General features: G+C 70.3%; 17 protein-coding genes and 1 pseudogene. 11 read left to right on the forward strand and 7 right to left on the reverse strand.

Going from position 1 to position 24,011, the window contains the following annotated elements:
- Positions 1 to 127: 127 nt before the first annotated feature.
- Both KV557_RS33220 and KV557_RS33225 read right to left on the reverse strand, forming a co-directional pair.
- Positions 128 to 748 carry a GNAT family N-acetyltransferase gene (locus tag KV557_RS33220; RefSeq protein ID WP_218205282.1) on the reverse strand — a complete coding sequence of 207 codons (621 nt, stop codon included), beginning with the start codon at positions 746 to 748 and terminating at the stop codon, positions 128 to 130.
- Positions 749 to 1,165: 417 nt separating this feature from the next.
- Positions 1,166 to 1,675, reverse strand: a complete 510-nt coding sequence (locus KV557_RS33225; RefSeq protein WP_218205283.1) for a helicase associated domain-containing protein — start codon at positions 1,673 to 1,675, stop codon at positions 1,166 to 1,168.
- 4 nt (positions 1,676 to 1,679) lie between these two features.
- Between KV557_RS33225 and KV557_RS33230 the strand changes: the two are divergent.
- Positions 1,680 to 1,874 (forward strand): annotated as a pseudogene (locus KV557_RS33230) (IS630 family transposase); the annotation flags it as partial.
- Positions 1,875 to 2,277: 403 nt separating this feature from the next.
- Here the strand turns inward: KV557_RS33230 and KV557_RS33235 are convergent.
- Complete coding sequence (locus KV557_RS33235; RefSeq protein WP_218205284.1) at positions 2,278 to 2,769, reverse strand: RICIN domain-containing protein; 492 nt, start codon at positions 2,767 to 2,769, stop codon at positions 2,278 to 2,280.
- 775 nt (positions 2,770 to 3,544) lie between these two features.
- On the opposite strand from KV557_RS33235, the gene KV557_RS33240 reads away from it, so the two are divergent.
- The 8 genes from KV557_RS33240 to KV557_RS33275 all read left to right on the forward strand — a co-directional run bounded on the left by KV557_RS33240 (position 3,545) and on the right by KV557_RS33275 (position 14,066).
- Positions 3,545 to 4,987 (forward strand): Mu transposase C-terminal domain-containing protein, encoded by a 1,443-nt coding sequence (locus tag KV557_RS33240; protein WP_308130190.1) that lies wholly within the window; start codon positions 3,545 to 3,547, stop codon positions 4,985 to 4,987.
- The gene (locus KV557_RS33245; RefSeq protein WP_218205285.1) at positions 4,984 to 5,751 is read left to right on the forward strand and encodes an ATP-binding protein; all 768 of its coding nucleotides are present in this window, start codon (positions 4,984 to 4,986) and stop codon (positions 5,749 to 5,751) included. Before KV557_RS33240 ends, KV557_RS33245 begins: the two co-directional genes overlap by 4 nt.
- A complete protein-coding gene (locus tag KV557_RS33250; RefSeq protein WP_308130191.1) occupies positions 5,745 to 6,566 on the forward strand; it encodes an ATP-binding protein in 822 nt (273 codons plus the stop codon). The genes KV557_RS33245 and KV557_RS33250 overlap by 7 nt, the downstream gene beginning before the upstream one ends.
- Positions 6,563 to 7,999, forward strand: a complete 1,437-nt coding sequence (locus tag KV557_RS44225; protein WP_218205286.1) for a hypothetical protein — start codon at positions 6,563 to 6,565, stop codon at positions 7,997 to 7,999. Before KV557_RS33250 ends, KV557_RS44225 begins: the two co-directional genes overlap by 4 nt.
- Entirely contained in the window at positions 7,996 to 8,859 is an 864-nt protein-coding gene (locus tag KV557_RS33260) for a hypothetical protein (RefSeq protein WP_308130192.1), read from the forward strand. The genes KV557_RS44225 and KV557_RS33260 overlap by 4 nt, the downstream gene beginning before the upstream one ends.
- The gene (locus tag KV557_RS33265; RefSeq protein WP_218205287.1) at positions 8,856 to 9,959 is read left to right on the forward strand and encodes a hypothetical protein; all 1,104 of its coding nucleotides are present in this window, start codon (positions 8,856 to 8,858) and stop codon (positions 9,957 to 9,959) included. Before KV557_RS33260 ends, KV557_RS33265 begins: the two co-directional genes overlap by 4 nt.
- A gap of 51 nt (positions 9,960 to 10,010) precedes the next feature.
- The gene (locus KV557_RS33270; RefSeq protein ID WP_218205288.1) at positions 10,011 to 10,508 is read left to right on the forward strand and encodes a hypothetical protein; all 498 of its coding nucleotides are present in this window, start codon (positions 10,011 to 10,013) and stop codon (positions 10,506 to 10,508) included.
- Between the two features lie 330 nt (positions 10,509 to 10,838).
- Entirely contained in the window at positions 10,839 to 14,066 is a 3,228-nt protein-coding gene (locus KV557_RS33275; protein ID WP_308130193.1) for a DEAD/DEAH box helicase, read from the forward strand.
- 327 nt (positions 14,067 to 14,393) lie between these two features.
- Here the strand turns inward: KV557_RS33275 and KV557_RS33280 are convergent, their stop codons facing one another.
- From KV557_RS33280 to KV557_RS33295, 4 genes are read right to left on the reverse strand one after another with little or no spacing between them, the layout of a single operon-like run.
- The gene (locus KV557_RS33280; RefSeq protein WP_218205289.1) at positions 14,394 to 15,749 is read right to left on the reverse strand and encodes an AAA domain-containing protein; all 1,356 of its coding nucleotides are present in this window, start codon (positions 15,747 to 15,749) and stop codon (positions 14,394 to 14,396) included.
- Positions 15,739 to 17,250, reverse strand: coding sequence for a hypothetical protein (locus KV557_RS33285; protein WP_218205290.1), 1,512 nt, complete (start codon positions 17,248 to 17,250; stop codon positions 15,739 to 15,741). Before KV557_RS33285 ends, KV557_RS33280 begins: the two co-directional genes overlap by 11 nt.
- Positions 17,247 to 18,389, reverse strand: coding sequence for a hypothetical protein (locus KV557_RS33290; RefSeq protein WP_218205291.1), 1,143 nt, complete (start codon positions 18,387 to 18,389; stop codon positions 17,247 to 17,249). The genes KV557_RS33285 and KV557_RS33290 overlap by 4 nt, the downstream gene beginning before the upstream one ends.
- A gap of 44 nt (positions 18,390 to 18,433) precedes the next feature.
- Complete coding sequence (locus tag KV557_RS33295; protein WP_218205292.1) at positions 18,434 to 19,267, reverse strand: hypothetical protein; 834 nt, start codon at positions 19,265 to 19,267, stop codon at positions 18,434 to 18,436.
- A 137-nt stretch (positions 19,268 to 19,404) separates the two neighbouring features.
- Here KV557_RS33295 and KV557_RS44610 point away from each other — a divergent pair, with 137 nt between their 5' ends.
- Both KV557_RS44610 and KV557_RS33305 read left to right on the forward strand, forming a co-directional pair.
- Positions 19,405 to 20,727, forward strand: coding sequence for a metallophosphoesterase family protein (locus KV557_RS44610; RefSeq protein ID WP_218205293.1), 1,323 nt, complete (start codon positions 19,405 to 19,407; stop codon positions 20,725 to 20,727).
- A complete protein-coding gene (locus KV557_RS33305) occupies positions 20,724 to 23,921 on the forward strand; it encodes an AAA family ATPase (RefSeq protein WP_218205294.1) in 3,198 nt (1,065 codons plus the stop codon). The genes KV557_RS44610 and KV557_RS33305 overlap by 4 nt, the downstream gene beginning before the upstream one ends.
- Positions 23,922 to 24,011: the final 90 nt, after the last annotated feature.

Here is a 24,011-nt window from a genome sequence, read left to right on the forward strand (position 1 = left end):
TGTGCAGGCGGCGGGCGACCGGTGTCGGCGCCCGGCCGGCGAGGTGGTCGAGTTCGTCGGCGCGTTGGCGGAGCAGGCGGGCGTGGGTGTCGGTGCGGACGGTGTTCGCGCAGCCGGGGCGGCAGTCCTATCCGCGGCGCGGTGACCCCATGAGGTCGGCCAGGGAGTACCCGGACGCCTTGGTCAGCTTGGCCGCGATCATCGGTTCCATTCCGTACCGCTCGGCTTCCGCAGCGATCGCCGTCACCTCGGCCACGGTGACCTCGGTCGCGTACATCTGAGTCAGCTTCTCGACGTGCTGGGCTGGCAGGGTGAGCCTGTGGCCTCCGCCGCTGAGGGTCATGCTGCCGTCGTCGTGGTGCACGACCTTGTCCGCCACGCGCCCGGGCGGGTCGAGGGCCCCAGTGACGATCTCGACCTGCGAGCTGTCCGGCATGGTGGTGACGATCGTGCCCATGTCCGGGTGGAGTGGCTTCCACATCTGGATGACGTGCGCGTCCGCCGGCCGGTGGAGTGCCATGCCCATCGGGTCGAGCACGGCGATCGACTCGCCTGGCCCGCGGACGGTGAAGCCGGCCTGCTGGTAGTACGGCACCAGGTGCTCGAAGGTGCTGGTGGTGAACGTCCCGAGCACGAGACGGTACCCGAGGCCACGGTAATGGTCGCAGGCACGGTCGATCAGACGGTGCCCCAGACGTTCGCCGCGCGCCGACGGCGCCACCGCCGGGGCCGCCAGCTGTTCAGACACCTCCTGTCGGGCGGATTCCGGCCCCTCCGTGCCCGACCAGCGCGGTCTGTGCGGTATCCGTCGTCCCGGGCGGCTGACCAGGCGTCAGGCGGTTCGGACTGCCTGCGGGGGTTGGGCCGGTCTGGTGGGGGTGTTCTCCGTCGGCTGCCTGTGAGTTCTCACCGTGAGGGTGTAGGTGCTGCGGCGTCTGGTGTGCTGTCTCGTCGGTCGAGTGAGAATCCTGTCGGGACGCTGTCACGGGTCCAGGACTGCTGATCGGCACGTGTGACCTGCAGTCCCGGAAGTAGAACGGGAATCCCGGAACTGCCGCGAGAATCCCTATGGATCTGGCGATCAGGTCCTGCCTGCCGGAGACGGCCGTGCACCGACCCGTCGAAGCAGCCCGGTGCGCAACGCCGCGACGTGATCGGGTCGGGTCTACCAGGCGACGCCCAGGGCTTCCAGTTGCCCGAGCTGTTCGGCGCCGAGTTTCGCCCGGCGGGCCTTCGTGTTGTTGAGCCAGGCGCCCAGCGACAGCCCCTCGGGAGTCTTGTGCGCCCGCGGAACGCGGGCGTGGCCCTCCCGCTCGACGAAGGCCGTCAGCGCCGCCAGATGGAGCTGGAACCGGTCCGTGCGGGACACCTTCGGCTTCGCCTCGGCGGCGGCCTTGGCGGCCATCAGCTCCTGGTCCTCCTCGATCCCGATCGCCGCGAGCAAGTCCTGCTGGTCGTCTTCCAAGCCCGGCCAGCCGGCCCGCTGCGTCTGCACCCAGCGTCCGAGCTGCTCGCCCTCGAACACGGTCTCCACGGGCAACACAGTCCAGTCGACGCGGCCGTCGGACTCCAGCCACCACTGCCGGGCGGTCGCGTACGCGCGCTGCCAGGTGATCGGCCAGGCCGGGCACCAGAAGGGGTCGATCTCCTCCAGCGCCTGGCGCCGCTCCGGCACGAGCGCCTACACACCCGAGCTGAACGCGGTCGAGTACCTGTGGGCCCACGTCAAGCACAGCCTCGCGGACCTCGCCAGCGTCGCCTTGGACCGACTCGCCACGCTCGTCCGCAACCGACTCAAACGACTCCAGTACCGCCCCGACGTCCTCGACGGCTTCCTCGCCGGAACCGGACTCTCCCTCGACCTACCACCCTGAAAAGCCGAAGTCAGTATTGCACCCCTTCCGGGGATGGAGCGCGGGGCATCTTAAACTCCGCCCGGGCCAACGACCTGGGCGGCGACCGATACGGCGCGCTGCGCGCCCGCACCGGCAGCGAGTACTGCCGGGCCCCCTCAAGGCCCGGGCCGACGTGGAGCTGCAGCACGCTCACCACGGCGACCCGGCCGGCGTCGAGATGGCCGACCGGGCTGTATGGGCACTGGCGTGGTGGGTTCGCCTCCCGTTACGAGGACCCACCGCTGAACGCGGGCCGCACCGGCCTCCGCACCACAGCTCCTCGTCCGCCTCGACCGTCTCCGGCTCGTCCGGCTCCGGACAGGCCCGTGTGAGGACCCCGGGCGGCGCTGTCGGCCGCCCGGGGTGGGATGGCGCGGGTGGGTTACTTGTCGTACAGGGTCCAGACCTGGTTGGCCGTGCTGGCGGCCGGCACCAGCGTCACGGCCGTGTCGCTTCCGTTGCCCTGGAGGACCTCGGCGGGGTTCTTCGCACTGGCGATGGTGGTCGCCGGCTGGCCGAAATCGACGACCCAGCGCTGTGCGAGATTGGTGCCGTCGCAGGTCTGCTGTTTCACGGCGGAGCCCACGCCGACGTCCTGGAGGCAGGTGCCGTAGGTGGTGCTGCTGATGGTGTAGATGCCGACGCCCGTGAAGGTGGTGCCGACCTGCGTGAAGGTCCATACCTGGAAGTTCATGCTGGAGTCGCGGGTCCACACCTGCTGTCCGTAGTAGGCGTCGAGGTTGGTGTTGTCGGCGTAGTTCTGGACGGACTTGGTGATCGCGGTGCTGGCGTGCGCCGGGGCGGCGAACAGCGCCATGCCGGCCAGCGCGCTGGCCACGGCGGCGAGGGACGCCGCCTTACGTCCGATGGTCATGACTGCACTCCTGTTCAACTCTCAGGGAGAGTGGGTCGATTGACTACGATGACTGCGTGTGTGAGGTTCGGTTGTGATGTCACTGGAATGTTCGGCGGCTCGTGTCATTGAGGTGTAGGTGTGTCAGCGCTGTCCAGGGTTGGTTGGCTGAGTCGATCATGGTGACAACTTCCCGAATATTGCGGTGACATGAGGCCGTGTTGACCGGTGCCGTGTTCGCCGTATCTCCTCTATGTGTTGATCTTGCTTGTTGCTCGGCGGCCGAGGGGGCGGCCTGTCGGTGGTTCGCCTGTGTGTCGGGTACCCGGGTGGTTCCCGCTCCGGTTGCTGTCGGACCGTCACGGGGTTGGGGTGGTTGTTGGTGGGTCGCGGTCCTGGTTGGCTGTGGCGGAAGACTGCGAGCGGTCGGATAGCGCATGTGTACGCCGGACTGGTGGGAACGGCAGGGTGCCACTCGTTCGAGTGAACGGCTGGATGAGATGGCCACTCCCGGCTCGTAGGCTCGCGTCGGGTCTATCCGTCACAGAGGACGGGCCTCTGGCTGAACTGTCCTGCGTGCCAGCGCTGTTCGACGTGGAGGCTGTGCTTGATCGCCGTGTCGTTGTCCGCCTCGCGCGTGCCGTTACCGGTGACGATGCTGGAGGACACCTCGGCGGAGGGGCTGGGTCGGCATCGGGATGAGTTGCGGCCTGCTGCTGTGGCTCAGTTGCTCAGGTTGCGTGGTGTGGGGGAGTTGACCACCGCGCATGTGAGGTTGGTTGCCGAGTCGGCGGGCGTGAGCGTGCGTACGGTTTGGCGCTGGCTGGCGCAGGCCGAGGAGAGCGGTACGCCGGAGAAACCCAGCCGAAAGCGCCTGCGGGTCACCGACGAGATCATCGATGTCCTTGCCGACTACCAGGGCAACGTCAAGCGCGCCCACGAGCATCTGGTGCGCGCCGCCTTGGCAGCGGGGGAGGAGCCGGTGGGGCTGACCACGCTGCACGACGCGATCGCCCGGGACCTCGACCCGGGCTTCATGGCGGGCCTACGCGAGGGCGTTCCGGTCGCACGCGGCTTCGACCCGGCCTTCAAAAGGCCCGCGGTGGCCCGCAACCACGTGTGGGAGGGCGACCACAAGCAGGCGCCGCTGGTGGTGATGATGCCCGATAGGACCGTCTCGAAGGTGTGGGTGACGTGGTTCGAGGACCGCAGCACCAGCCACGTGATGGGCTGGGCGGTCACGGCCGGTTCCGCGCACCGAGGATCGGTTCTGGCGGCGGTGCGCTCGGCGGTGCTGCGCGAGGATCCGTACGGGCCGGCCGGCGGGCTGCCGCACCTGGTGCGCGTCGACGGCGGCGCCGACTTCCTGTCCAAGACGGTCCGGCGGGCCTTCGGACTGCTCGGTGTGCCGGTCCACCGAGTGAGAAGCGCCCGCCACAAGGGCGGAGTGGAGCGGCTGAACCGTACCGGCGTGACCCGCTTCTTCGCCGATCTGCCCCGGTACACCAAGGCGCCTCTGCTCGATCACCGCCGGCGCGTGGGTGAGAAGGACCCGCCGCTGACCTTTGAGGCGTTCGTCGACCTGCTGCGCGAGTGGGTACGCGAGCACAACACCCAGCACGTGGTGGAGCGCACCGGTATGACGCCGCTTCAGGCGTGGCTGTCCGACCCGACCGAGATCCGTCCTGAGCCCAGCGCAGCCGAGCTGCGCGCGTTCATGCTGGAGAGCGACCACCGGGTGCGCAAGATCACCAGCCACGGTGTGGAGTTCGCGGGCCGCTCCTACATGCCCGAGAACGGCGTCGGCCGTATCGGCGTCGAGGTACGGGTGCGGTGGATGCCGCACCACACCCACGAGATCGACCTGTACTCCTTCCGCGGCGACCGCTTCCTCGGCCGGGCGTTCCTCAGCGACGAGGCCACCGAGGAACTGCGCGCCAAGATCCTGGCCGACCGTGACGAGCACAGCGCGGCCCTGCGCCGGGCCCTGAAGCGCTCGGGCGAGCGGAAACGGGAACGCTACCTGCCCTCCACCCAGCCCGAACTCCCCGTCCGGGCCATGCGCATGACCGAGCGCGAGGCCCTGGACGAACTCGCTGGCCCCGATCGAAGAAGCGCTGCCGCGCCGCGCCGCCGTGCGGAGCCGTACACACCCCTGACCCCCGTCCCGGCCGGCTGGGCACGTCCCGGCCAAGCCGCCGCCACCGCCCCCTCGGACTCGTCTTTGGAGGACGCATGACCACCACCGCGCCGCAGCGCCGTCCCGACCTGCGCCCTCAGTTCTTCCTCGGCCTTCAGCAGTCGCAGCTGGTCGCCACCGACACGCTGCTGCAGATCAAGGACACTGTCGTCGACACCGTCGAATCGAGGGCGATGTCGGTGATCTACGGGGATGCCGGGCTCGGCAAGAGCTTCGGCACTCGCGCCACGATCCAGGAGATGAACCCCGACCTGATCCTGCCGCTGGACTTCGCCCGCTCCCGCCCCGGCCCGAAGGACCTGCGCGAGGAGCTGTTCCACCAGATGAACCTGAGCTGCAAGATGCCCGGCACCCCTACCGCGTTCGACAAGCTGCTGCGCGAGACCCTGCCCAGGCGCCCGTACGTGATCGTGTGCGACGAGGCCCAGCAGTACCGACGGGAGAACTTCGAGTTCCTGCGCAAGCTGTGGGACAACTGCGACCCGAAGCCCGCCATCGTGTTCGTCGGCGGCCGGGAGGCGTACGCGACGCTGCAGAGCGACCCGGCACTGGCCTCGCGGATCTACATCCGCCTGGAGATCCTGGCGATGACCGAGGACGAGATCCTCAAGGCCGTGCCCGACTCCCATCCCGTGTGGCGAGGCGTGGACGAGGCACTGCTGAAGCGGGTCGACACCCAGTACGCGCTCGGTTCGTTCCGCGAGTGGGTGAAGGTCACCAAGCACGTGCTGAAGGGCATGGAGCACTTCAAGACCGACAGGGTCGACGACCGCATCGTGGACTGGGCCCTGGCACGGTGCTGACTACCCCGCCGCCGGTCGGCCAGGGTCCGGCCACCACCCAGGAGTTGTTCGCTGTCGTGGAAGACGCCGCCGCGCCAGACCTGCACTTCCTCGCCACCCCGGGCCTGCGGACACTGCTCACCCCGGGCATGCTCGCCGTGGCCGGTGCGCTCGCCGACGGGTATGCCCAGGGCCGGTTCGTGTGCCTGCTCGGCGATGCCGGGGTCGGCAAGACCTTCGCCGTTCACGCTGCCGCCCGCCGTCTCGGTGAGCTGTTGCCGCTGAATGTCGGGGCTCAGCCGGCGCCGGCGGACCTGCGCGCCTGCCTGCACAAGGCGCTGAAGCTCAGCGGCGAGGCACCTGCCGACCCCGGGGCCGCCGACACCCTGATCCGCCGCGCCCTGGCCCAGGGGCCGCGGATCGTCGTGGTCGAGGACGCCGACCGGCTGTCGGCGTCGTGTTTCGAGTACCTGCGTTTCCTGCACGACGACCTCCCCCACGGGCTGTGCGTGGTGCTGACCGCCCAGCCGCGCGGCGAACGGCACCTGCGCGCCCAGCGGATGCTCGCCACCCGCACCGCCGGTTGGCCTTTCATCCGACCGCTCACCCGCGACCAGGTTCCCCAGGCAGTTCCCGCCCTGCACCCGCTGTGGCAAAGCGTCGCGCCCCAGGACCTGCAGGTGCTGGACGCCCGTATGGCGGGCGGGTGCCTGCGCCGCTGGGTCGTGCTCACCCTGCACACCCAGCGGGCCATGGCCGCCACCGGGACGCAGAAGCCCGACCAGAGTCTGCTACAGGCTGTGGCCGACCGGATCGACGGCGGGCGGCGCGCATGACCGCCCCCACCTCGCCCGCCACGCCGCAACAGGCGATCCCCGCAGTGCGGCCGGTGAGGCTGCTACTGGACGCCGACGACGACCGCGCGGTGCACGCCGCCGCCTACCAGTGGGCCGATCCCGTCCGCGGCCGGATCACCGCCGATCCCACCCCGCACACCACCAGCCCGGCCTACCTCGCACTGGACCTGCTGCGGGCCATGGGCCGTGACGGGTTCTCCCGCGCCGGCGCCGAGCGGATGTCTACCGACCCGGCCTGGCGGGCGGTGACCTGCTGGGCACTGGCCTGCGGCCTCGACCAGGCCGTCGTGCTGCGCGCGCACCGGCTGACCACCGAGCGGCTGCGCCGCCTCGCCACCTGGCGCGAGGCCACCGGTATCCGCCTGACCCTGATCGCTCACACCCCGGAGTTGGCCGACGAGCAGCACCTACTGGCGCGCCTGAACGACGTCGGCCTCACCGAGGTGCAGACCGTACGGGGCGCGGCAGCCGTCCTCGACGCGATCGGACCACCAGCCATCGGCCGCCGCCACGGCCCGCCGCCGGGCGACCACGCCCACCCGCTGCCCACCGTGCCCCGCAGCGGCGTTGTCGCGTTCCGAGCGGACTGCTGGCGCCGGCAGAACGACGTCGACTTCACTCACACAGACGGCCAGTACCGCGCCGGCTACACCGCGGCCCGCGCCTGGCTGGCCCGCGCCCTGACCTCCCCACCACCAACTGAGGAAACCACCGACGGGCATCCTGTGGAGCCCACCGCCTTCACTCTCCCAGAGACCGAGGCCGTACGGCTGTTCCTGGCCCGTCTGACCGTCTCCAGCCCCAGCCCCCAGCACACCGTGGCCCGTGTGCGCGGAGCCCAGGCCGGCTTCCTCAGCCGCTCCATCCTGCTCGACGTACCGGACGACCTCACCACCTGCGCAGGGCCCGGCCTCACCACCGTGCCCCTCACCCCGCGTACCGTGCACACGATCACCTGGCGCCTGCCCAACCCGCTGCGCGCCGCCGCGCTGGCTGCCCTGCTGTTCACCGGGACCAGCCGTGGCCTGCTCTCGATGACCCAGATCGAAAGCGTCGACCACCACAACGCCGCGCTGGCCATCGACCGCGACTCACGTATCAACATCGGCCAGGAACCGGGCCCCCGGCACATGTACGCCGTCCCGCCCCGCGCCCGCCCGCTGCTGCACGCCGCCGTCGAGTTCCGCCGCCGCTCTCCGCGCACCGCCGACCACCACGGCCTGTTCGCGAACTGCTTCGGCACCACACCACGCCTCGAAAGCCTCATCGCCGACGCGGGCCTCGCGATTCCCGCGCTGGTCCATCCCCACCCCGGTGACGACTGGCACACCGCCGCCCGCTGCTGGCGCCTGCACACCCCGGCCCCGCCCGCCCCGGACGTCCTGCCGCGCCTTCAGGAGCTGCGCCCGTGACCGCCCCAGCCCCGCCACCAGACGCTGGCCCGCTCGCCTTCGATCTCGCATTCCTGCGCGAGCGCGCCATGGACTGCCGGCTCGGTGACGACGAGCTGACCGCGCTGACCGGCATCCCCACCGCCGACTGGGACACCCACCTCACCCCGCAGACTCTCCCGGCCGCGGCTTTGATCCATCTGGCCCGCGCCCTCGCCACCTCCCCGGAATCCCTCCTGCGCACCCCTGTCCAGGACAACCGCCCCGCCCCGCAGACGGCCACCCACGCCACCGTGCTGCACGCGGCCCTTATGGAGGCCGGCCGCATCCACCCCGACGACCTGGCCGGCGCCCTGGAATGGCCCCCGCACCGTCTTGAACGCGTCGCCACCGCCCTGGCCGCACACCTCGAGCAGCACAACAGCCCCCACCGGCTCGTCCACACCGACACCGGCATCCACCTGACCACCACACCCGGGCTGCTCACCGGCAGACAACGGCAGAACCTGCACGGCGCCGGCCACACGGCCGCCTCCCTCAGCCCACCCGAGGCAGCAGCTGTCACTCGCATGTTGCACCGCACCGCCAGCGGCCTGCCCCTGGACCTGCCATCCGAGCAGATCCCGCGCCTGGCCAACCGTCGCCTGCTCGCTCCCACGGGAGGGAATCCGACCGTCCATCCCGACCTGCTGTTTGCCCTCGGGCTGGCCCGCCATCCCCTCACAGACACTCCAGCTCCAGCCGACAGCCAAGTCCTCGGCCACCGAGCCACCGTGGCAGATCCGCCGGAGCCCGGGCGTGTCGACCACCCGGCCGCGGCACTCGCTGTTCCCGTGGCCGTGCCTGCCGGCACCGTACCGCGGCTATCGGGATCGCGATGACGACGCGTCCGGCCGCCGCGCAGGCCACTGCTGCCGGGCAGTGGCGGCCCACCTGGTCGCCGGGGCCAGGTAATCCGGATCTGCCCGCGCTCACCGTGGTGCACGACGCACACGACGACCACGCGTTCATGTCGGCGGCTCTGACTGCCCACGCACCGGCGCTGGGCCGCATCACCGTCCACCCCACCCCTGTGGCCACCGCTCCCGCATCTCTGGCCCACGATCTCCTGCGCAGTCTGAACAAGCACCTGCTCCCGGGGAACGAGGAGGCCGCCCACTGGGCCGGTGGAACCGACACCGCCTGGCGCGTTGTCGCTGCCTGGACCACCGCTCTGCACATCGGGCACGTCATCGTCACCCGCGCCCACCGCATCAGCTCCCGCCACTTCGAGCACCTCTTCGCCTTGCGGGAACTCACCGGGATCCACCTGACCCTGCTGTGCCATGGTCCCCTCCCGCCCGCACTTGCCTCCGCCCTGGCCTTCCTGCCGCACCACGGCGTGCACACCCTGGATGGCGCCCGCCGTGCCGTCAGCACACCGCTCCCGCCACCGCCGGCCGACCGGTACGCCTGGTGGGAGGCCGCCACGCACATCCCACCCCACGCGGATGAGCCGGGCTTCATCCGGCCCACGTCCAGCCCGCTCGACCACAGCCGCTTGGCCGCCGCAGGCCGCCGCTTGGGCCGCACGCTGCTCGCACTGCCCGCCGGCGGGCGATTTCCACCCGAGCTCGACCATGCGACGGTCCTGCTCGCCCACCGGCTTCACACACGCGTCGCCCACCCTCTGCACGCCGCCGCGCTGGCACAGCGGATTGTCACCGGACGCTCCGACGCGCCGCTTCGGCTGTCCGTCGCCCGCACCGGCGGCGGCGATCTTCCCGCACCGCCCTGGGCAGCCGACCTGATCTCCGCAGCCGGCCGCTTCGCGGAGCTGGACGGGAGACCGCCCGGCCGCCAAAGCATGCAACTCGCCCCGTGGGACAGGAGAGCCGTGGACGAAGCAGCCCACATCTGCGGCCTGTTCGAGCGTCAGGTTCTCAACAGGAGCCAAGCGCGTTCCAACCCGCCGCGTACACGGGCTCACCCGAAAGAATGAACCAACCGGATAGAGCCCAACACACCACCCCGCCTACCCGATGCTGGGGGCATGGCAGAACGTCCCCGGGACTTGTGGGCTCAGCTCAACATGGCGGTCACGCACATCGGCCTGTCAGCGCCTGGCAAGGTGAGCGCCCGAGCCCAAGGCAAGACAACCGTCATCACGGCAAATCAGGTGCGCACCGTCACCCTGGTGCTGTCCGGCCACACATCCGCAACGACCACCGCTGTGCAGGACCACTTCGGCTGGCCCGTGTGGGACGCGCCCGCCGTGCCCGCCCAGGACCACGGCTGGAAGGCCGTCTTCAACTCGGCCAACCGTACCTTCGAAGGCTTCTACGACGAGTCAAAGCACAGCACCGCCCCGGAGATCGTCCGCATCGCAGTACCTGTTCGCCTCACCGACGACATGTGGCACATGCTCGAGAAGACCGGAGCCGTCGTCATGTGTATCGGCCTGACAGGGGATCCAGCACCGCAGGCCATCGCCACTGGAGTCCGGCAGCGTCAGTTCCGCGCAGCCCTGGTCGAAGCACTGTTCCACTGAGCAACCCCAGCCCTGACGTACCCCAGCGGCACTTGTCCAGCACCACGTTGAGCGGGCCGCGTCCCCGAGCCCAACCCCAGCGCGGTTCCAACTCTCGCACCGGCGAACAACAAGGGCTCCCTGGCCCTCAGCGGTACACCGGAACACCAGCGGGATAGCATCACCACCTTGAACCGCGCCGGCCGCATCCCGCCCGGCAGCGAAGGCGGCCAAATCGGCGCTGAGCACGAAGGTTCGGCCCCTGCCGCTGACGGCGCTACCGGCACGGGGCCGCGACACTGTCCGAGTGCCTCTGGTACGGGCGGCTACCCGGCTGCCACAGTGAGCACCGTGCACGAAACAGACACCGAGGCCAGCGATCTGACGGTCCAACAGCTCGTCCGTGACAAGTGGGGGAGCGACCTGCCGGCCACAGGGCTGCAGCAGCGGTTCACCGAGCCGGGCTGGACCTACCAGGAGCAGGTGCCACGCCCATGCCCGCAGTGCGACGGCCTACTGCACTCGCTTCGCCGCCCGTACGAGTCCGCAGGGCGCAAGTACCGGTACGTCGCCATCGTCTGCCCCGCCTGCCCAACTGCGTTCACGCTCGCCGACCTCGGCGTGAAGACCTACGACAAACTCCTGCGCCCCACCACCCCGGCCACACCCGCGGCGGCCGCCGCCCCCGGACCTCGGCGTACAAAAACCCCTCCTGCGGTGACCGCCCGCGCCGCGGCACGGCCGGCGGCCGGGCTCGACATGGGCCCGTGCCCGAGCGGGCCCGGCGTGACCGTCACGGCGATCCGCCTGCCCCACCCCTCCCGCGAACCCGCCCCCGTGGGCCCGGCGTGGCCCGAAGACCTGCCCCTGCCCGCCCAGAAGGAGACGCGGGCCCTGTGGTGGGGAAAGATCACCAACCCCGCCTGGAACGTGCCCGAGCCCGCGCTGCGCGCCGCCACCGACGTGAGGGCCATCACCCCGGCGGGGGAGCGATTCGACACCCTGCGCGACACCCTCACCGGCCTCGGCGCCCAGGTGCGAACCGCTGCGCACTGGGTTGAGGACGAGTTCGTCACGACGGTGTCCGACCTCAGCGCGTCCGTCGAGCTGGCCGCCTGGCCCGGCGGCGTGGCGACACCGGCCGCTGGCCCCGCCGCATACGCGGCCCGGGACGCGTTCGCCGCCCAGTGGGACGCCCTGGACGAGCTCCCCGCCGGCGACACCGAGGCGTTCGTGCCCGTGGAGGACCTCGTCCCCGAGGCGTGGAAGGCGCTGCTGCCGCACCCGGCGTTCAACCCGGTCCAGGCCGCCGCCGTCCCCACCATCACCGACGGCGACGAGCACGCCATGGTCGTTGCTCCGACCGGAGCCGGGAAGACCGCGATCGGCATGGTCGCCGCCCTCACCGCCCGCCAACGCGGCCGCAAAGCCGCCTGGCTCGTCCCCCAGCGCTCCCTCACCGACGAACTCGACCGCGACCTCACCGCCTGGCGCCGCGCCGGGCTGCGCGTGGTCCGCCTGACTGGCGAAGCCGCCGTCGACACCGACCTCATCCGCGAAGCCGATCTGTGGGTCGCCACCACCGAGAAGTTCGAGGCGATCTGCCGCGCCGGCTCCCTGCGCGCCGCGCTCGCCGAAGTCGGCTGCCTGGTCGTGGACGAGATCCACCTGCTCGGCGACCCTGTCCGAGGCCCGGTCCTGGAGGCACTCCTGGCCCGGGTCCGCGAGGACGCCGCCCGGGTACGGATCGTGGGCCTGTCCGCGACCGTCGCCAACGCCGACCAGCTCGCCGAATGGCTCGGCGCCCGCCTCATCCGCTCGCCCTGGCGCCCTACCCGCCTGACCTGGCAGCTGCCGTCCATGCCACCGGACGCCGACGCCACCGACTGGGCGACCCGCAACAACACCCGCACCCGCCGCACCGTCGACCTCGCCCGCCACCACACCCAAGGCGGCGGAAGCGTCCTGGTGTTCTGCGGCAGCAAACGCTCGGTCCGCACCACCGCCCTCGCCCTGGCCCACGACCGCGGCGTCGACACCACCGGCGCCGACGCGGACGACAGCGACCTCGTGGAACGCCTGTGCACCAAGGCCGGCGTGCGCCTGCACTACCGCGACTGGCCCCACAAACGCGAAGCCGAACAGGCCTTCCGCACCCGCCAGGCCGACATCCTCGTCGCCACCTCCACCGTCGCCGCCGGCGTCAACCTCCCCGCCCGCGCCGTCATCGTCCGCGACACCCAGATCGGCATGAGCCGCATCGAAGTGTCCATGGTCCAGCAGATGTTCGGCCGCGCAGGCCGCATCGGCGCCGGCGAACGCGAAGGCCACGCCTACCTGCTCACCGCCCCCAGCGAACGCCACCACTGGCAGGCACGCCTCGCCGCCGGATACACCGTCACCTCCCGCATCCGCGACTGCCTGCCCGACCACCTTCTCGCCGAGGCCGTCCAGAACCGCCTCGCCACCACCACCCAGGCCGAGAACTGGTGGAAGAGCACCCTCGCCTTCCACCAAGGCCACCACCCCCTCGACCCCCTCCACGACGCCACCGACTTCCTCACCGACACCGCCTACCTCACCCGCACCCCCGACCCCGACGGCGGCGACGACCGCATCGAAGCCACCGAACTCGGCCGCCTCACCAGCCGCTTCATGGTCGACGCCGACCTCGCCTCCACCCTCGCCTACGCCACCGCTCACCTCCCCGTCCCCGACAACCCGGACACCGCGGAAGATGCCCTTATCACCGCCCTCGCCACCCGCCTGCCCGCACTCGAACAAGCCCCCTTCACCGACCGCGCCAAAGCCGAGCTCTACAACGTCCTGCGCGCCCTCGGCCAACCCCACGACGCCGCCCCCGACACGGAGCAGGACGAGGAAGACGACTGGCAGCCTGTCGCCGGCGACCTCGCCCGCGCCGTCCTGCTCCTCGTCGCCCGCGCACCCCGAGCCTTCCGCGGCCGGCCCGCCTACATCCGCGGCATCCCGGCGGACTCCATGGCACCCGTCCTCGACGACGCACAGCGCTACCTCGCCTGGCTCGGCGCCCAAGGCCCCCTCGCCACCGTCCACCCCTGGATCGCCATCACCGCCGCCGACCTCGCCCAGCGCATCCGCTGGCGCACCCTTGGCCCGTCCCGCGGGGCCGGCCGACTGCTGTGGATGTGCGAACAGATGGCCACCCCCGCCCACACCCACGCCCTGGTCCCCACCATGTGGCAGGCCGCCCGCGCCCGCGGCATCGACTCACCGGACTGGCCCGGCACCACGGCGCCCAGCACCTGCCGCCTCACTCCGGCCGACTACCGAACTCTCCTCGCCTCCCGTACCACAGGCACCGAGATCACCCTCCACACCGACCGAGCCCACATCCGGGCACCGCGTGGAGCAACCGTGATCACCTGGACCGGAACCTTGACCAGTTGGCACACCAGCACCGGCACTGTTCTCGAGATCCCGTACCTGGCTCCGCAGCACGATGATCCATCAGCAGGGAAAATCGGCGCCGCCGTCTTCACTCGAGGAGACCGCACCGCGGCTGGCTGGCCCAGCACATACAACAGAACCTCGGTTTGACCAGTACGGGAACGCGAACCGGAAGAGACCCAGACTCCCCTGGTCGGCCGTGTTGTCCGGTTCGGGAGCGTGTTGAGTCGAGCCGGAGCGAGTCGGATCTACTGGTCGGTAGCTGACTGACCGGACCCGCGGCACCCGATGGCGCCCATGGCCCGCAACGCCGACGAGGGGACGTGCCGGAATCGGCGGGCTGTACGACGGGTCGCATCTCAGCTGACACCGATCTGGGGTCGGTGCAACGGATGGCTGTTGGGTGAGACAGGCGTCCCGTCAGAGGCGGTCGGCGCGGTGCGATCTCGGCGACCTCTGACGGATGCCCATGGGGTGTCACGTGACAGGACGGTGCTGGGCGAGTTTTGCGAGCATGGCCTGGTTGGCTTCCCAACCGTCGGGGAACTTGGCCGGTACGGACAGGTGGACGGGGTCGGTGGAAGGGTGGCTGTCGAGGAGGTCAGCGACTCCTGCGCGAGTGACGACGATGCAGGCCTGCCGGTGGCGGGAGGCGAGCACGCACAGCCGTCCGGCCTCGAGGTGGAAGGCGGTGGCGTCGCGGCGTCCGGACAGTGGGTGCACGACGATGACGATTTCGAACTCGCGGCCCTGGAGACGGTTCGCGGTGTCGACCGTCACGCGCGGCGCGTGAGGATGGCCGATGCGGGTCAGGGCTTGCCGGACCAGGTCGGCCTGGTCGCGGTGGGCGACGCCGATGGCGATGTCGCCGGCCCCCAGGAGGCGGCCGTCGCTGTGGCGCTCGCAGGTGGCGAACGCTCCGCGGGCGAGGATGCGGGCAGCGAGGTCCGCAGCGGTCTGCAGGGTTTCGGTGTCGGTGCGCGGGACGTGACGGCGCGGCAGCTCGTGCAGGGCCCAGCCGGTGGTGAAGGCCATCGCGAGTGTCTCGTCCAGGTGGGTTCCGCCGAAGCCGGCGGTGGTGAGTTCCAGGGTGCGTGCTCCTTCGCCGGTTCCGGCGGTGAAGCCGGTGAATGGGTAGAAGGCATGGGAGATGGCGGGGGCGGCGGACGCGGGCAGGCGCCAGGACACCGGCAGCTGGTGCACGGGGATGTCCGGGTTGTGCTCCAGCATCACGGTGACGCCGTTCAGCGTCGGGTTGTGCGGCAGGCCGATCCAGCGTTCGGTGCCGACGACCGTGAATGGGTCCAACTGGCCGGGGTCGCCGACGAACAGGCCGCGGTCGAAACGCTCGACGATCCGCAGGAGCAGGTCGGAGCGCATCTGGTAGGACTCGTCCAGGATCGCCCACCGGAACGTGGTGTCGCGGACGGTGGCCCACTTGGCGGCGGTTCCGACGATGATCTGGCAGCCGGAGAGGTCGTTCAAGGTGCGCCCGATGGTTAGGTTCGTCAGGTTGTTCAGGGCCGGTGGGGCGACGTAGGTGCTGGAGCTCAGCCGGCCGATGGGAATGCCGGGGTCGGATTCGGTGAGTCGTTCGATCAGGTCGTCGACCTGGTTGTTGGTCTGGGCGACGATGATGGGGCGTTCGTTGCTGGTGGCGAGTTCGCGGGCCGCGCGGACGACCAGGGTGCTCTTGCCAGCTCCGGGCGGGGAGTCGACGACGATGGCTCGATGTGTGGTGTGGGCGAGGTCGGCCAGGATCTGCGCGGTGGTGGCATTCGCGGTGGCGACCGGATCCGCGATCGGGTCGGGCGTGGTGGTGTCAGTCGTCATGGCCCCATCCCTCTGCGGCGGCGTTCTCGGATTCGGTGGCATCGGCGTCCGGCACCTGGGCGGGGGAGTGGTGCGTCCACGGGGTGCTGTCGGACGCGGGGAACTCCGCTGCCGGACGCCAGCCCGGGTCCGGCAGGTAGGCGATGTGCCGGTCCAACGCCGGCACGCCGTCCGCCTTCGGGGTACGAGGGGTACCCATGCCGCCGGTAACTTCCACGGTGACCAGCATCGTGCCGCCCTCGGGCAGGACGGAGACGATCCTGGCCTTGTGACTGTCCGGCATGTGCGGGCTGACCAGTTTGGTGCCGGCGGCCAGACGCACGGGGTCGTCGGTGCGGATAGTGACGCGCGGCCGCAGCACCCGCCGGTTGCTGTCGCTGAGGACGACCCTGCCGGGATCGGCGTCCACCACCGTCCCGGCGAACGCCTCCCCCACACTACGCCGGTCCGCCAGCACGAACGGGTCGTCGAAGGCCATGTCGGACTCGAAGTCGACCAACGCCTGCTCGAGCCGGTCCAGGCGCCGTGCCGCGCCGATCGCGGTGTCCCGCTTGCGCTGCGGGAGGCCGCCGCCGTCCCGGTAGTCGGAGTAGGAGGTGAAGGCGGCGCAGTCACGCCCGAAGCGAGCGGCGGCCCTCGGCGCCTCCGGGACCGAGCGCAGCAGCGAGATGGCGTCCCACATCAAGCGCCAGGTGGGCTGGATCTGTTCGGCGATCAGCTCCCGCAGTTCCGCCTGGGCGGCGGCCAAGGCCACAGTGTCGCCGGCAGTGTGCGCGGCGTCGAAGCGCTTGATCGCCGGCGCCAAGTCACGGTTGTCGAACTGGGGGGATGTCGTCGGGCCCGCAGGCGGGCAGATGTCCGGGCTCTCCGCGTCGGCCATGGCCTGCGCGACGTCCGTTCCGGGAGGCGGGGAGATCCAGGCCATGAGGGAGGCGAGGTTCTGGTCCTCCAGGGTGCTCTGGCCGGTGGCCCAGTGCTCGGTGAGCATCCCGGTGACGGGGAGCAGCAGGCAGGTGCCAGCCTGTTCGGCCCGCTCGACCAGGAACGTCAGCCACATGCCGAACTCGGGCACGACGTCCGCGACCGCGTATGGGCCGGTGGTCGAACGGAAGCGGCACATGCGCGCGAGGTCGGCCAACGCCTTGATCCCGCCGGTGTTCGGGACCAGGAGCTGAGGCGCGTCGCTGTACCGGGACTTCTCGCCCTCCCCGCGGCGGTCCTGCCGGAAGGAGTTGAGGTACTCCGTCACGAGCTCGCCCAGGTCGGCGGCGAATGCGAACCGCTGGTCGCGGTTGCGGGGCTGTGCCACGACCAGCAGGGTCGCGTTCCTCTTGGAGGAACCGACCATCGCCGCCAACGGCGCTCCGGCCTCCCCGGCCATCGTCAGTGGGATCACGACCAGCGGCCGGTCCGACAGGCGCCGGTGGCGAAACGCGGTCACCTTGACTGCCGTCATCGACTCCATTGCCTGCACCCGCGCCAACGCCGACACCATGCTCATGCCGCACCCCTGTATGCCTGGTCCAGCTCGGCCCGAAGCCGGGCAGCGTGCCGCAACGCGATAGCCATCTCGCTCTGGTCGGCGGTCGGCGTCAGCTCCCCGCGGGCTAGCCCCATGACCATGGTCGCGGTGTCGACGCCGCCGAACTGCTCGCGCGCCTCCGGTCCCAGGATGTCCAGCGAGGCATCCTCGCGGGCGCGGGCGCGGCAGTAGAACGCCATCTCGCAGTGGTTCAGGCAGTCCGGACGGTACGTCGCATCCACCTGGTCCAGGGCGTCGGTCAGCTCCTCGACGGGACGCTGCGCCTGCCCCCCGTCGGGGGCGAGGTCGAAGGTGAGCCCTTCCGGCAGCAGCTCCACCAAGTCCTTGATGCGCTCGAGGCGGGCCAGCTGTCGGGTCAGGGCGGCGACCTGCTTGCGGGCGTCGACGAACGCCGCCGTGGGGCGGTTGGTGAAGTCCTTCGGCGCGACCAGCACGATCTGGTCCGACACGGCGGCTTCGGGATCGATGCCAGCCTGCCTGAGCATGTCGCGCAGGGCGATGACATACGCGCAGGCCTGCGTGGTCGCTGACTTCACCTGCACCGGGTCGGCCTGGCCGTCGATGATCGGGAAGCTCTTGATCTCCACGATGTAGAAGCGATCGTCCGCACGGAAGGCCACCAGGTCCGGCTCCAGGAACACCGCGTACCCGCCGACCGTCAGGCGCAGCATGGGGTGGTCGTACAGGGTGCTGTCGCCGCTTCCCTGGGCGGCTTTCACCAGCAACCGCGTGGTGTGGGTGTGGCGGATCTCCTGTCGGCTGTCGCCGCCGACGTCGTTCAGGTCCCTGTTGCCCACCTCCGGCACGGTCAGCCCCAGGGTCTCGCGTAGGACGCGAAGGAGTTCGGCGTAGCCGTTGGCCTTGACCAGCGCCTCGAAGGCGTTGCCGCGGGCGAGGGCGAAGGTGGACTGGCCGAAGGCGGACGGGTAGCCGGCGTGCTCGGCGATCGCGGCCTTGTCGGAGCCGGAGGCGTCCAACAGGGCCCGCAGTGTGCAGCGCGGGTTGTTCTCCAAAGCGGCCAGGGACCTGGCGTTGTAAGCCCGGCGCTGTGCGGAGCCCCGCAGCGCTGTCAGGCGGTCATCGACTGGTGCGTTCACGGTGCCGGAAATCCTTGCGGGGGAGATGAGATGAAGGACGGCCGTCAGGCCCGCTGGGCCTGCAACCGCATGACGTTGTGCAACTGGCTGCCGAACAACTGCTGGTCATCACTGAGCGACTTGCGGGCCCGCCGCGCAGCCTCGGCCCGGGTGGCGCGGTCGGCATCGGTATGTACGTCCAGCTCCGCCTGTGCCGCCTCGATCACCCGCTGCGGATCAGGTGCGCTCTCAAGGCCGGAGGCGCTCCTCACTATCGCGTCTGGGATGGTCGCGGCCAAGCGCCACAGCAGCCGCACGGCCGCCGGGGTGGCTGCTTCGCCCGAGGAGCCCACCGCCTGGGCCACGCCGACAGTGCCGGTGAGGAAGTCGGTGCGCTGGGACAGCGGGCCGATGATGCGCTGCTCCAAGGGCCACGTGCTGATCGTCACCAGTGCGCGCACCGGTGACAACAGGTCGTGTGCCAGCGCCGGGCACAGGTAGTACGGGCGGGCTCCGGGGCTGGAGCGGTAGGAGCGTTCCTCATCCCGGCGCAGGCTGGACAGCTTGGAGGCCGACAGCTCCCCGGAGAAGAACGCCTCGTGCACGCTGACGATCAGCTTCGGTGCCGCCGGGGTTCCCAGCAGCATCAAGGCCCGGTGGACGTGCTCGCGAGCCGGGAGCCGGGAACCGTGGACGACCGGGGCTGCCTGCGGTTCCGGCCAAAGAGGCGGGGTGGCCGGCTCGCCGGTGTCGATGAGGGTGTCCCATGCCTTCTCGGCGCGGCGCAACTGCGCCCGTAGCTCGCCGGCCCGTTCGGTGTCACCGGCGGTGGCCGCGTCGCGGATCGCGCGGCGCAGGGTGCTGATGCTCTTCTCCAGTGCGTCCAGCGGATCAGTCATGCTTCACAGGTTACCAGAGTTCCAGAGTTTTCCAGACTTCTTCCTGAGAGTCGGTGTACAGTCGGCAACGCCGGACTCATTCGACCGCTGCGGCGCGGCCCACACCGCCCCGCGCCACCATCTCCGGGAGGCGCCCCGTGACAGGACGCGTATTCCACACTTCCGACTGGCACCTGGGCCGCCAGATCGGCCGCTTCCGGCGCGACCCCGAAGTCGACGCCGTCCTCGACGAGATCATCGAGATCGCCGCCGACTGCGCCCCAGACCTGATCGTGCACAGCGGCGACCTCTTCGACAGTTCCCGGCCGGGCCTGGAGGACATGCGCCGCGCAGCACACGCGCTGCGCCGTCTCGGCACGATCGCCCCGGTGGTCGTCGTTGCCGGCAACCACGACACCCCCCACGTCCTGACATTCCTGGAATTCGTCCTCAACGACATGGGCACCCGCGCAGGAGACCAGGCCAGGGTCCGCTTCGCCACCGACGCCCGCCCCGACCGACTGCTGGTGGCCGAATACCCCACCAAGAACAGCGAGTCGACCCTGCGCATCGGAGCACTGCCCTACCTGCACCCGAACCGCTTCACCTACGACTTCACCGACCCGGCCCTGATGACCGCGGCCTACGCCGAGCGGATGCGTGCCGTCCAGGCCGACGTCTACCGCCGCCTGGCCACCGGGCACCGCGCCCAGGACATCCTCGTCTTCGCCGCCCACCTGTTCGTCGAAGGGGCCACCCCCTCCTACTCGGAACGGCAGATCTCCATCGCCTCCGACTACGCGGCCGCACCCGTGGACCTGCCCGCCGTCGCCTACGGCGCCCTCGGCCACATCCACAAGCCGCAATCCGTCGGCCGGGCCGGATTCCCCGCCCGCTACGCCGGCAGCCCGCTGCAGATGGACTTCGGCGAGGCCGGCGACACCAAGAGCGTTGTGTTGGCCGAGATCGGCCCCGGTACCGAACCGAGCATCGAAGTCGTACCGCTGACCTCCGGCCGCCGCCTGATCCGACTGGAAGGCACCTTGGAAGAGATCGCACAACGTGCCGGTCGCGTCGGAGACGCCTGGGTGAAGGCGGTAGTGACCGTGGAAGCCTTCAACCCGGCCCTGCCCGACACCCTCGCCAAGATGCTGCCCAAAGCGACGATCGTCGCCATCGACGAGCGCCGCGCCGCAGCACCCGACCGCGTCCTGGACCGGAAGACCTCCGCGCAGGAACTGCCCGACATCGAGGATCTGCTGCGCGACTACTTGTCCGGCCACGGCACCACCGGCCCGGCCCTGGACCGCGCCATGGCCGCCTTCGCGCACCTGCAAGCCGAACCCGACCCCGACGACCCCGCACCGTGCTGCGAAGAGACCCTGCTGGCCGCGGCCATCGCAGGCCGGCCCCTCGACGCCATCGACCGCTCAAGTCTGCTGACCGGAACTGACACCACCGTGACCAAGGTGACGGCATGAAGCCACTGACGCTCGACCTCACCGGATTCCGCAGCTACCCCAGCCGGACAACCATCGACTTCACCGGCAAAAGCCTGGTCGCCGCCCTCGGCGACACCGGCGCCGGCAAGAGCAGCCTGCTCGACGCCATCACCTACGCGCTCTTCCGCAAGAGCACCTGGGCCGCCAAGGAATCCCGCCAGCTCATCGCCGACGGAGCCAAGGCCATGAGCGTCGACCTCACCTTCCTCCACGACGGACAACACTGGCACGTCCACCGCACCATGCACGCCACCAACCCGAACGCCGGCCGCCACCACCTGACGAACCTCGACACCGGCGAGGAAACCGACGGCGCCACCGCCGTGGACACCCGCATCCAGACCACGCTGCAGATGGGATACGACACCTTCCTGCGTGTCGGGCTGCTCCCACAGGGCAAGTTCGACCAACTCCTCACCGCTGCCCCCAAGGAGCGGAGTGAGCGGCTGCGCGAACTGTTCGGCGCCGATTCGCTGGAGTCAGTCCACCGGATGGCCGACCGCCACACCCGCACGCTCCAGACACTTCTGGGTGATGCGAAAGCCAAGCGTGCCGGGATGCCGGACAGCCCCGCACAGGACGCCCACCAGGCCGCTTCGGCCGCCGCCGTTGCCGCAGCCCGCGCCGATCGCCTGGGCACCGCCATCGACGGCATCACCGCGTTGCGGAACGAAACCGCCGAAGCCCGCCGCGTCGCGGCCAGCGCCGCCGCCGCCGCCCAAAGCCTTTCGACGCGCACGGTGGCTGACGTCAACACCGTCCTCGACGCACTCGAGCCCGTCGCCGCCGACATCGCCGCGCGGCACGACACCCTGAACCGAAGGGTGGCTCGAGCAGAAGCTCTGGAAGCCGAGCTGACCACAGCGATCACCGCGGCAGACACGCAAGGAGAAGGCAGGGACGCCCTCACCAAGGCCGCCATGCTCCTGGAGACCCTCGCGGCGGACGCCGAGGAACACCGCGGCGAGCGCGACCGACTCGCCACGCTCACCGACCAGATCGCCGACGAACACACCGCCATCGCCACAGCTGAAACGGATCTGGCCGAACGCACCAAGCACGGTGAACCGCTGGCAGAAGCAGCCCGCGCCGCGGCGGTGACGAGCAGGCAGATCCGCACGAGCGCTACCACTGCCCGCACCCGAGTGGCAGAAGCCCTCTCGGTGGCCCGCCGCGTTACCGACACCGCCAGCGCACACACCACCGCAGTAGCCAAACGCGAATCCGCCCGGGAGGCCCTCGGCCCGCTGGAAGAGGAAACAGCCACAGCGAACAGCGACCTCATGGCCGCCCAGACGGTTCTGGAGGCACTCCAACTACGCGACAAGGCCGCCGCGATCGCCGCCGAACTGAGCCCCGAGGGAGACTGCCCCGTATGCCACCGGCAACTCCCGATCGACTTCGAACCCGAAGCCGCGGCCGACACGGCCGAGCTGGCCGCAGCGAGAGAGCAACTGAGCCAGGCGCGCACCACACGTGACGCGACTGCCAACCGACTCGCCAAGGCCCGCGCCGCTGCGGCCGCAGCCGAAGAAACGGTGCGCGAACGCGAGCGGGACCACCAGATCGCTCAGCAGAAGGCGCAAGACGCAACTGCAGAAGCGGTACACGCCTTCGTGCAGTTCGCAGCTCTCGCCGCCGAAACCGGTACCGGATTCGACACCGAGTCAGCTTCGGCGACGCTGGCTACGGCCACCGCTCTCCTGGCTAACCGCACCGCCACCGGTGCCACACAGCCTGACCGCTCCGAGCGAGAAGCGACGCCGGTCACGGACATGATCAGCGCATGCGAAAAGGCAGCCGACAACCACGCTGAGGAACTGCAGGCCGAAGTGCACCGCCACACCGCCAAGATCGAGGCAGACGGCAAGACCCTGGCAGCGCGCAAGAACGCCCACCAGCGCCACACCGACGACACCACGAAAGCCACCGAACGGCACACCCGCGCCGTGGCCAAGACCGCCGCCGAGGTCCGCGCGCTTCCTCTCCGCATCCAAACGATGCTGGCGCACGAGGCAATCGACGTGGCCGCCGACCAGGTCGCCGCTGCCGCCACCACCGTCGCTGCTCGTCAAGCCGAAGTCCAAGAGTTGTTCGACCAGCGGGAAGCCGAACGGACGAAGAAAGCCGGGGCGCTCGCCGACCAGCGCGCCCTCGACCAGGAGACCCGCACCAGACTCGAGCGCCCGCTGACCGAACTGCGCGGCAACCTGGACGCATGGGCCCAGGCCGCTACCGACGCCCTCACGCATCTCGAAGCGGCCGACCGGCACCAGGTGCCGAGAATCTCGGCCGATCCGACGATCGCCGAGGTCCGCCAGTATGCCGCCGAACTGTCGACGACCACCTCGACCCTGAGCGACAAGCTCACCGAACGCGCCAACACCGCCACCGACCGCGTAGCCGCCGCACAGAGCAGCCTTGACCAACACGCCCACGCGCTCGCCGACATCGAAGGGTTCAATCCTGCAGCCGACCTGACGGCACCCCAAGCACTCCACCCCCTCGTCGCCGCAGCGGCACAGGCAACCAAAGAAGCCGAACACCAGCGCCAGAAGAGCCAGGAAGCACAGAACCTGATCAAGCCGGCCGCTGACCTGGACTTTGCCATCACCGCGGGCACCGCCCGCTACGAAGCATCGGAGGTCCTGCGCCGCGAACTGGTCGACGCCAAGTTCCTGGGCCACCTCACCGCACTGCGCACCCACGCGCTGCTCGGCGTGGCCAGCGACCTGCTCGGGCAAATGTCCGACAACCGATTCGGCTTCGCCGACAACCTCGACATCATCAGCCGCAGCTCCGGAGTCGTCCACCACCCGAATCGACTGTCCGGCGGAGAGAAGTTCCTCGCCTCGCTCGCCCTGGCGCTGGCACTGGCCGAGCTGCACTCCCACAGCGGCCCTACCCTCGGCTCCCTGTTCCTTGACGAAGGCTTCGCCGCCCTCGACACCGCCGCCCTTGACGCGGCTCTCGAGGTGCTGCGCACCCAGGTTGGCAGTGACCGGCTCGTCATGGTGATCAGCCACCTGCACGCCGTCGCCGAAGCCGTCGACGACGTGCTCTGGGTGGAACGGTCCCCTGCCGGGTCATCCGCTCGCTGGCTGACACCGGCCGAGCGCGACGAACTGGTGCAGACCGACCTGGCAAGCGGCCTACAGACACTGACTCAGTAGCGCGGAGCGATGCCAAGCCTGACTGCGGTGATATCCGGACGGCGGGAGCCCCCGCACGTGCGGAGCAGACGTCCCAGTCGCCCGGATGTC

It is taken from the genome of Kitasatospora aureofaciens (genome assembly GCF_019192735.1).
Classification (GTDB): Bacteria; Actinomycetota; Actinomycetes; order Streptomycetales; family Streptomycetaceae; genus Kitasatospora; species Kitasatospora aureofaciens_A.

Bases quoted from the DNA above. Each gene is read 5' to 3' on its own strand.
- KV557_RS33235 (WP_218205284.1), bottom strand. From the start codon at position 2,769: ATGACCATCGGACGTAAGGCGGCGTCCCTCGCCGCCGTGGCCAGCGCG.
- KV557_RS33245 (WP_218205285.1), top strand. From the start codon at position 4,984: ATGACCACCACCGCGCCGCAGCGCCGTCCCGACCTGCGCCCTCAGTTC.
- KV557_RS44225 (WP_218205286.1), top strand. From the start codon at position 6,563: ATGACCGCCCCCACCTCGCCCGCCACGCCGCAACAGGCGATCCCCGCA.
- KV557_RS33265 (WP_218205287.1), top strand. From the start codon at position 8,856: ATGACGACGCGTCCGGCCGCCGCGCAGGCCACTGCTGCCGGGCAGTGG.
- KV557_RS33270 (WP_218205288.1), top strand. From the start codon at position 10,011: ATGGCAGAACGTCCCCGGGACTTGTGGGCTCAGCTCAACATGGCGGTC.
- KV557_RS33280 (WP_218205289.1), bottom strand. From the start codon at position 15,749: ATGACGACTGACACCACCACGCCCGACCCGATCGCGGATCCGGTCGCC.
- KV557_RS33285 (WP_218205290.1), bottom strand. From the start codon at position 17,250: ATGAGCATGGTGTCGGCGTTGGCGCGGGTGCAGGCAATGGAGTCGATG.
- KV557_RS33295 (WP_218205292.1), bottom strand. From the start codon at position 19,267: ATGACTGATCCGCTGGACGCACTGGAGAAGAGCATCAGCACCCTGCGC.
- KV557_RS33305 (WP_218205294.1), top strand. From the start codon at position 20,724: ATGAAGCCACTGACGCTCGACCTCACCGGATTCCGCAGCTACCCCAGC.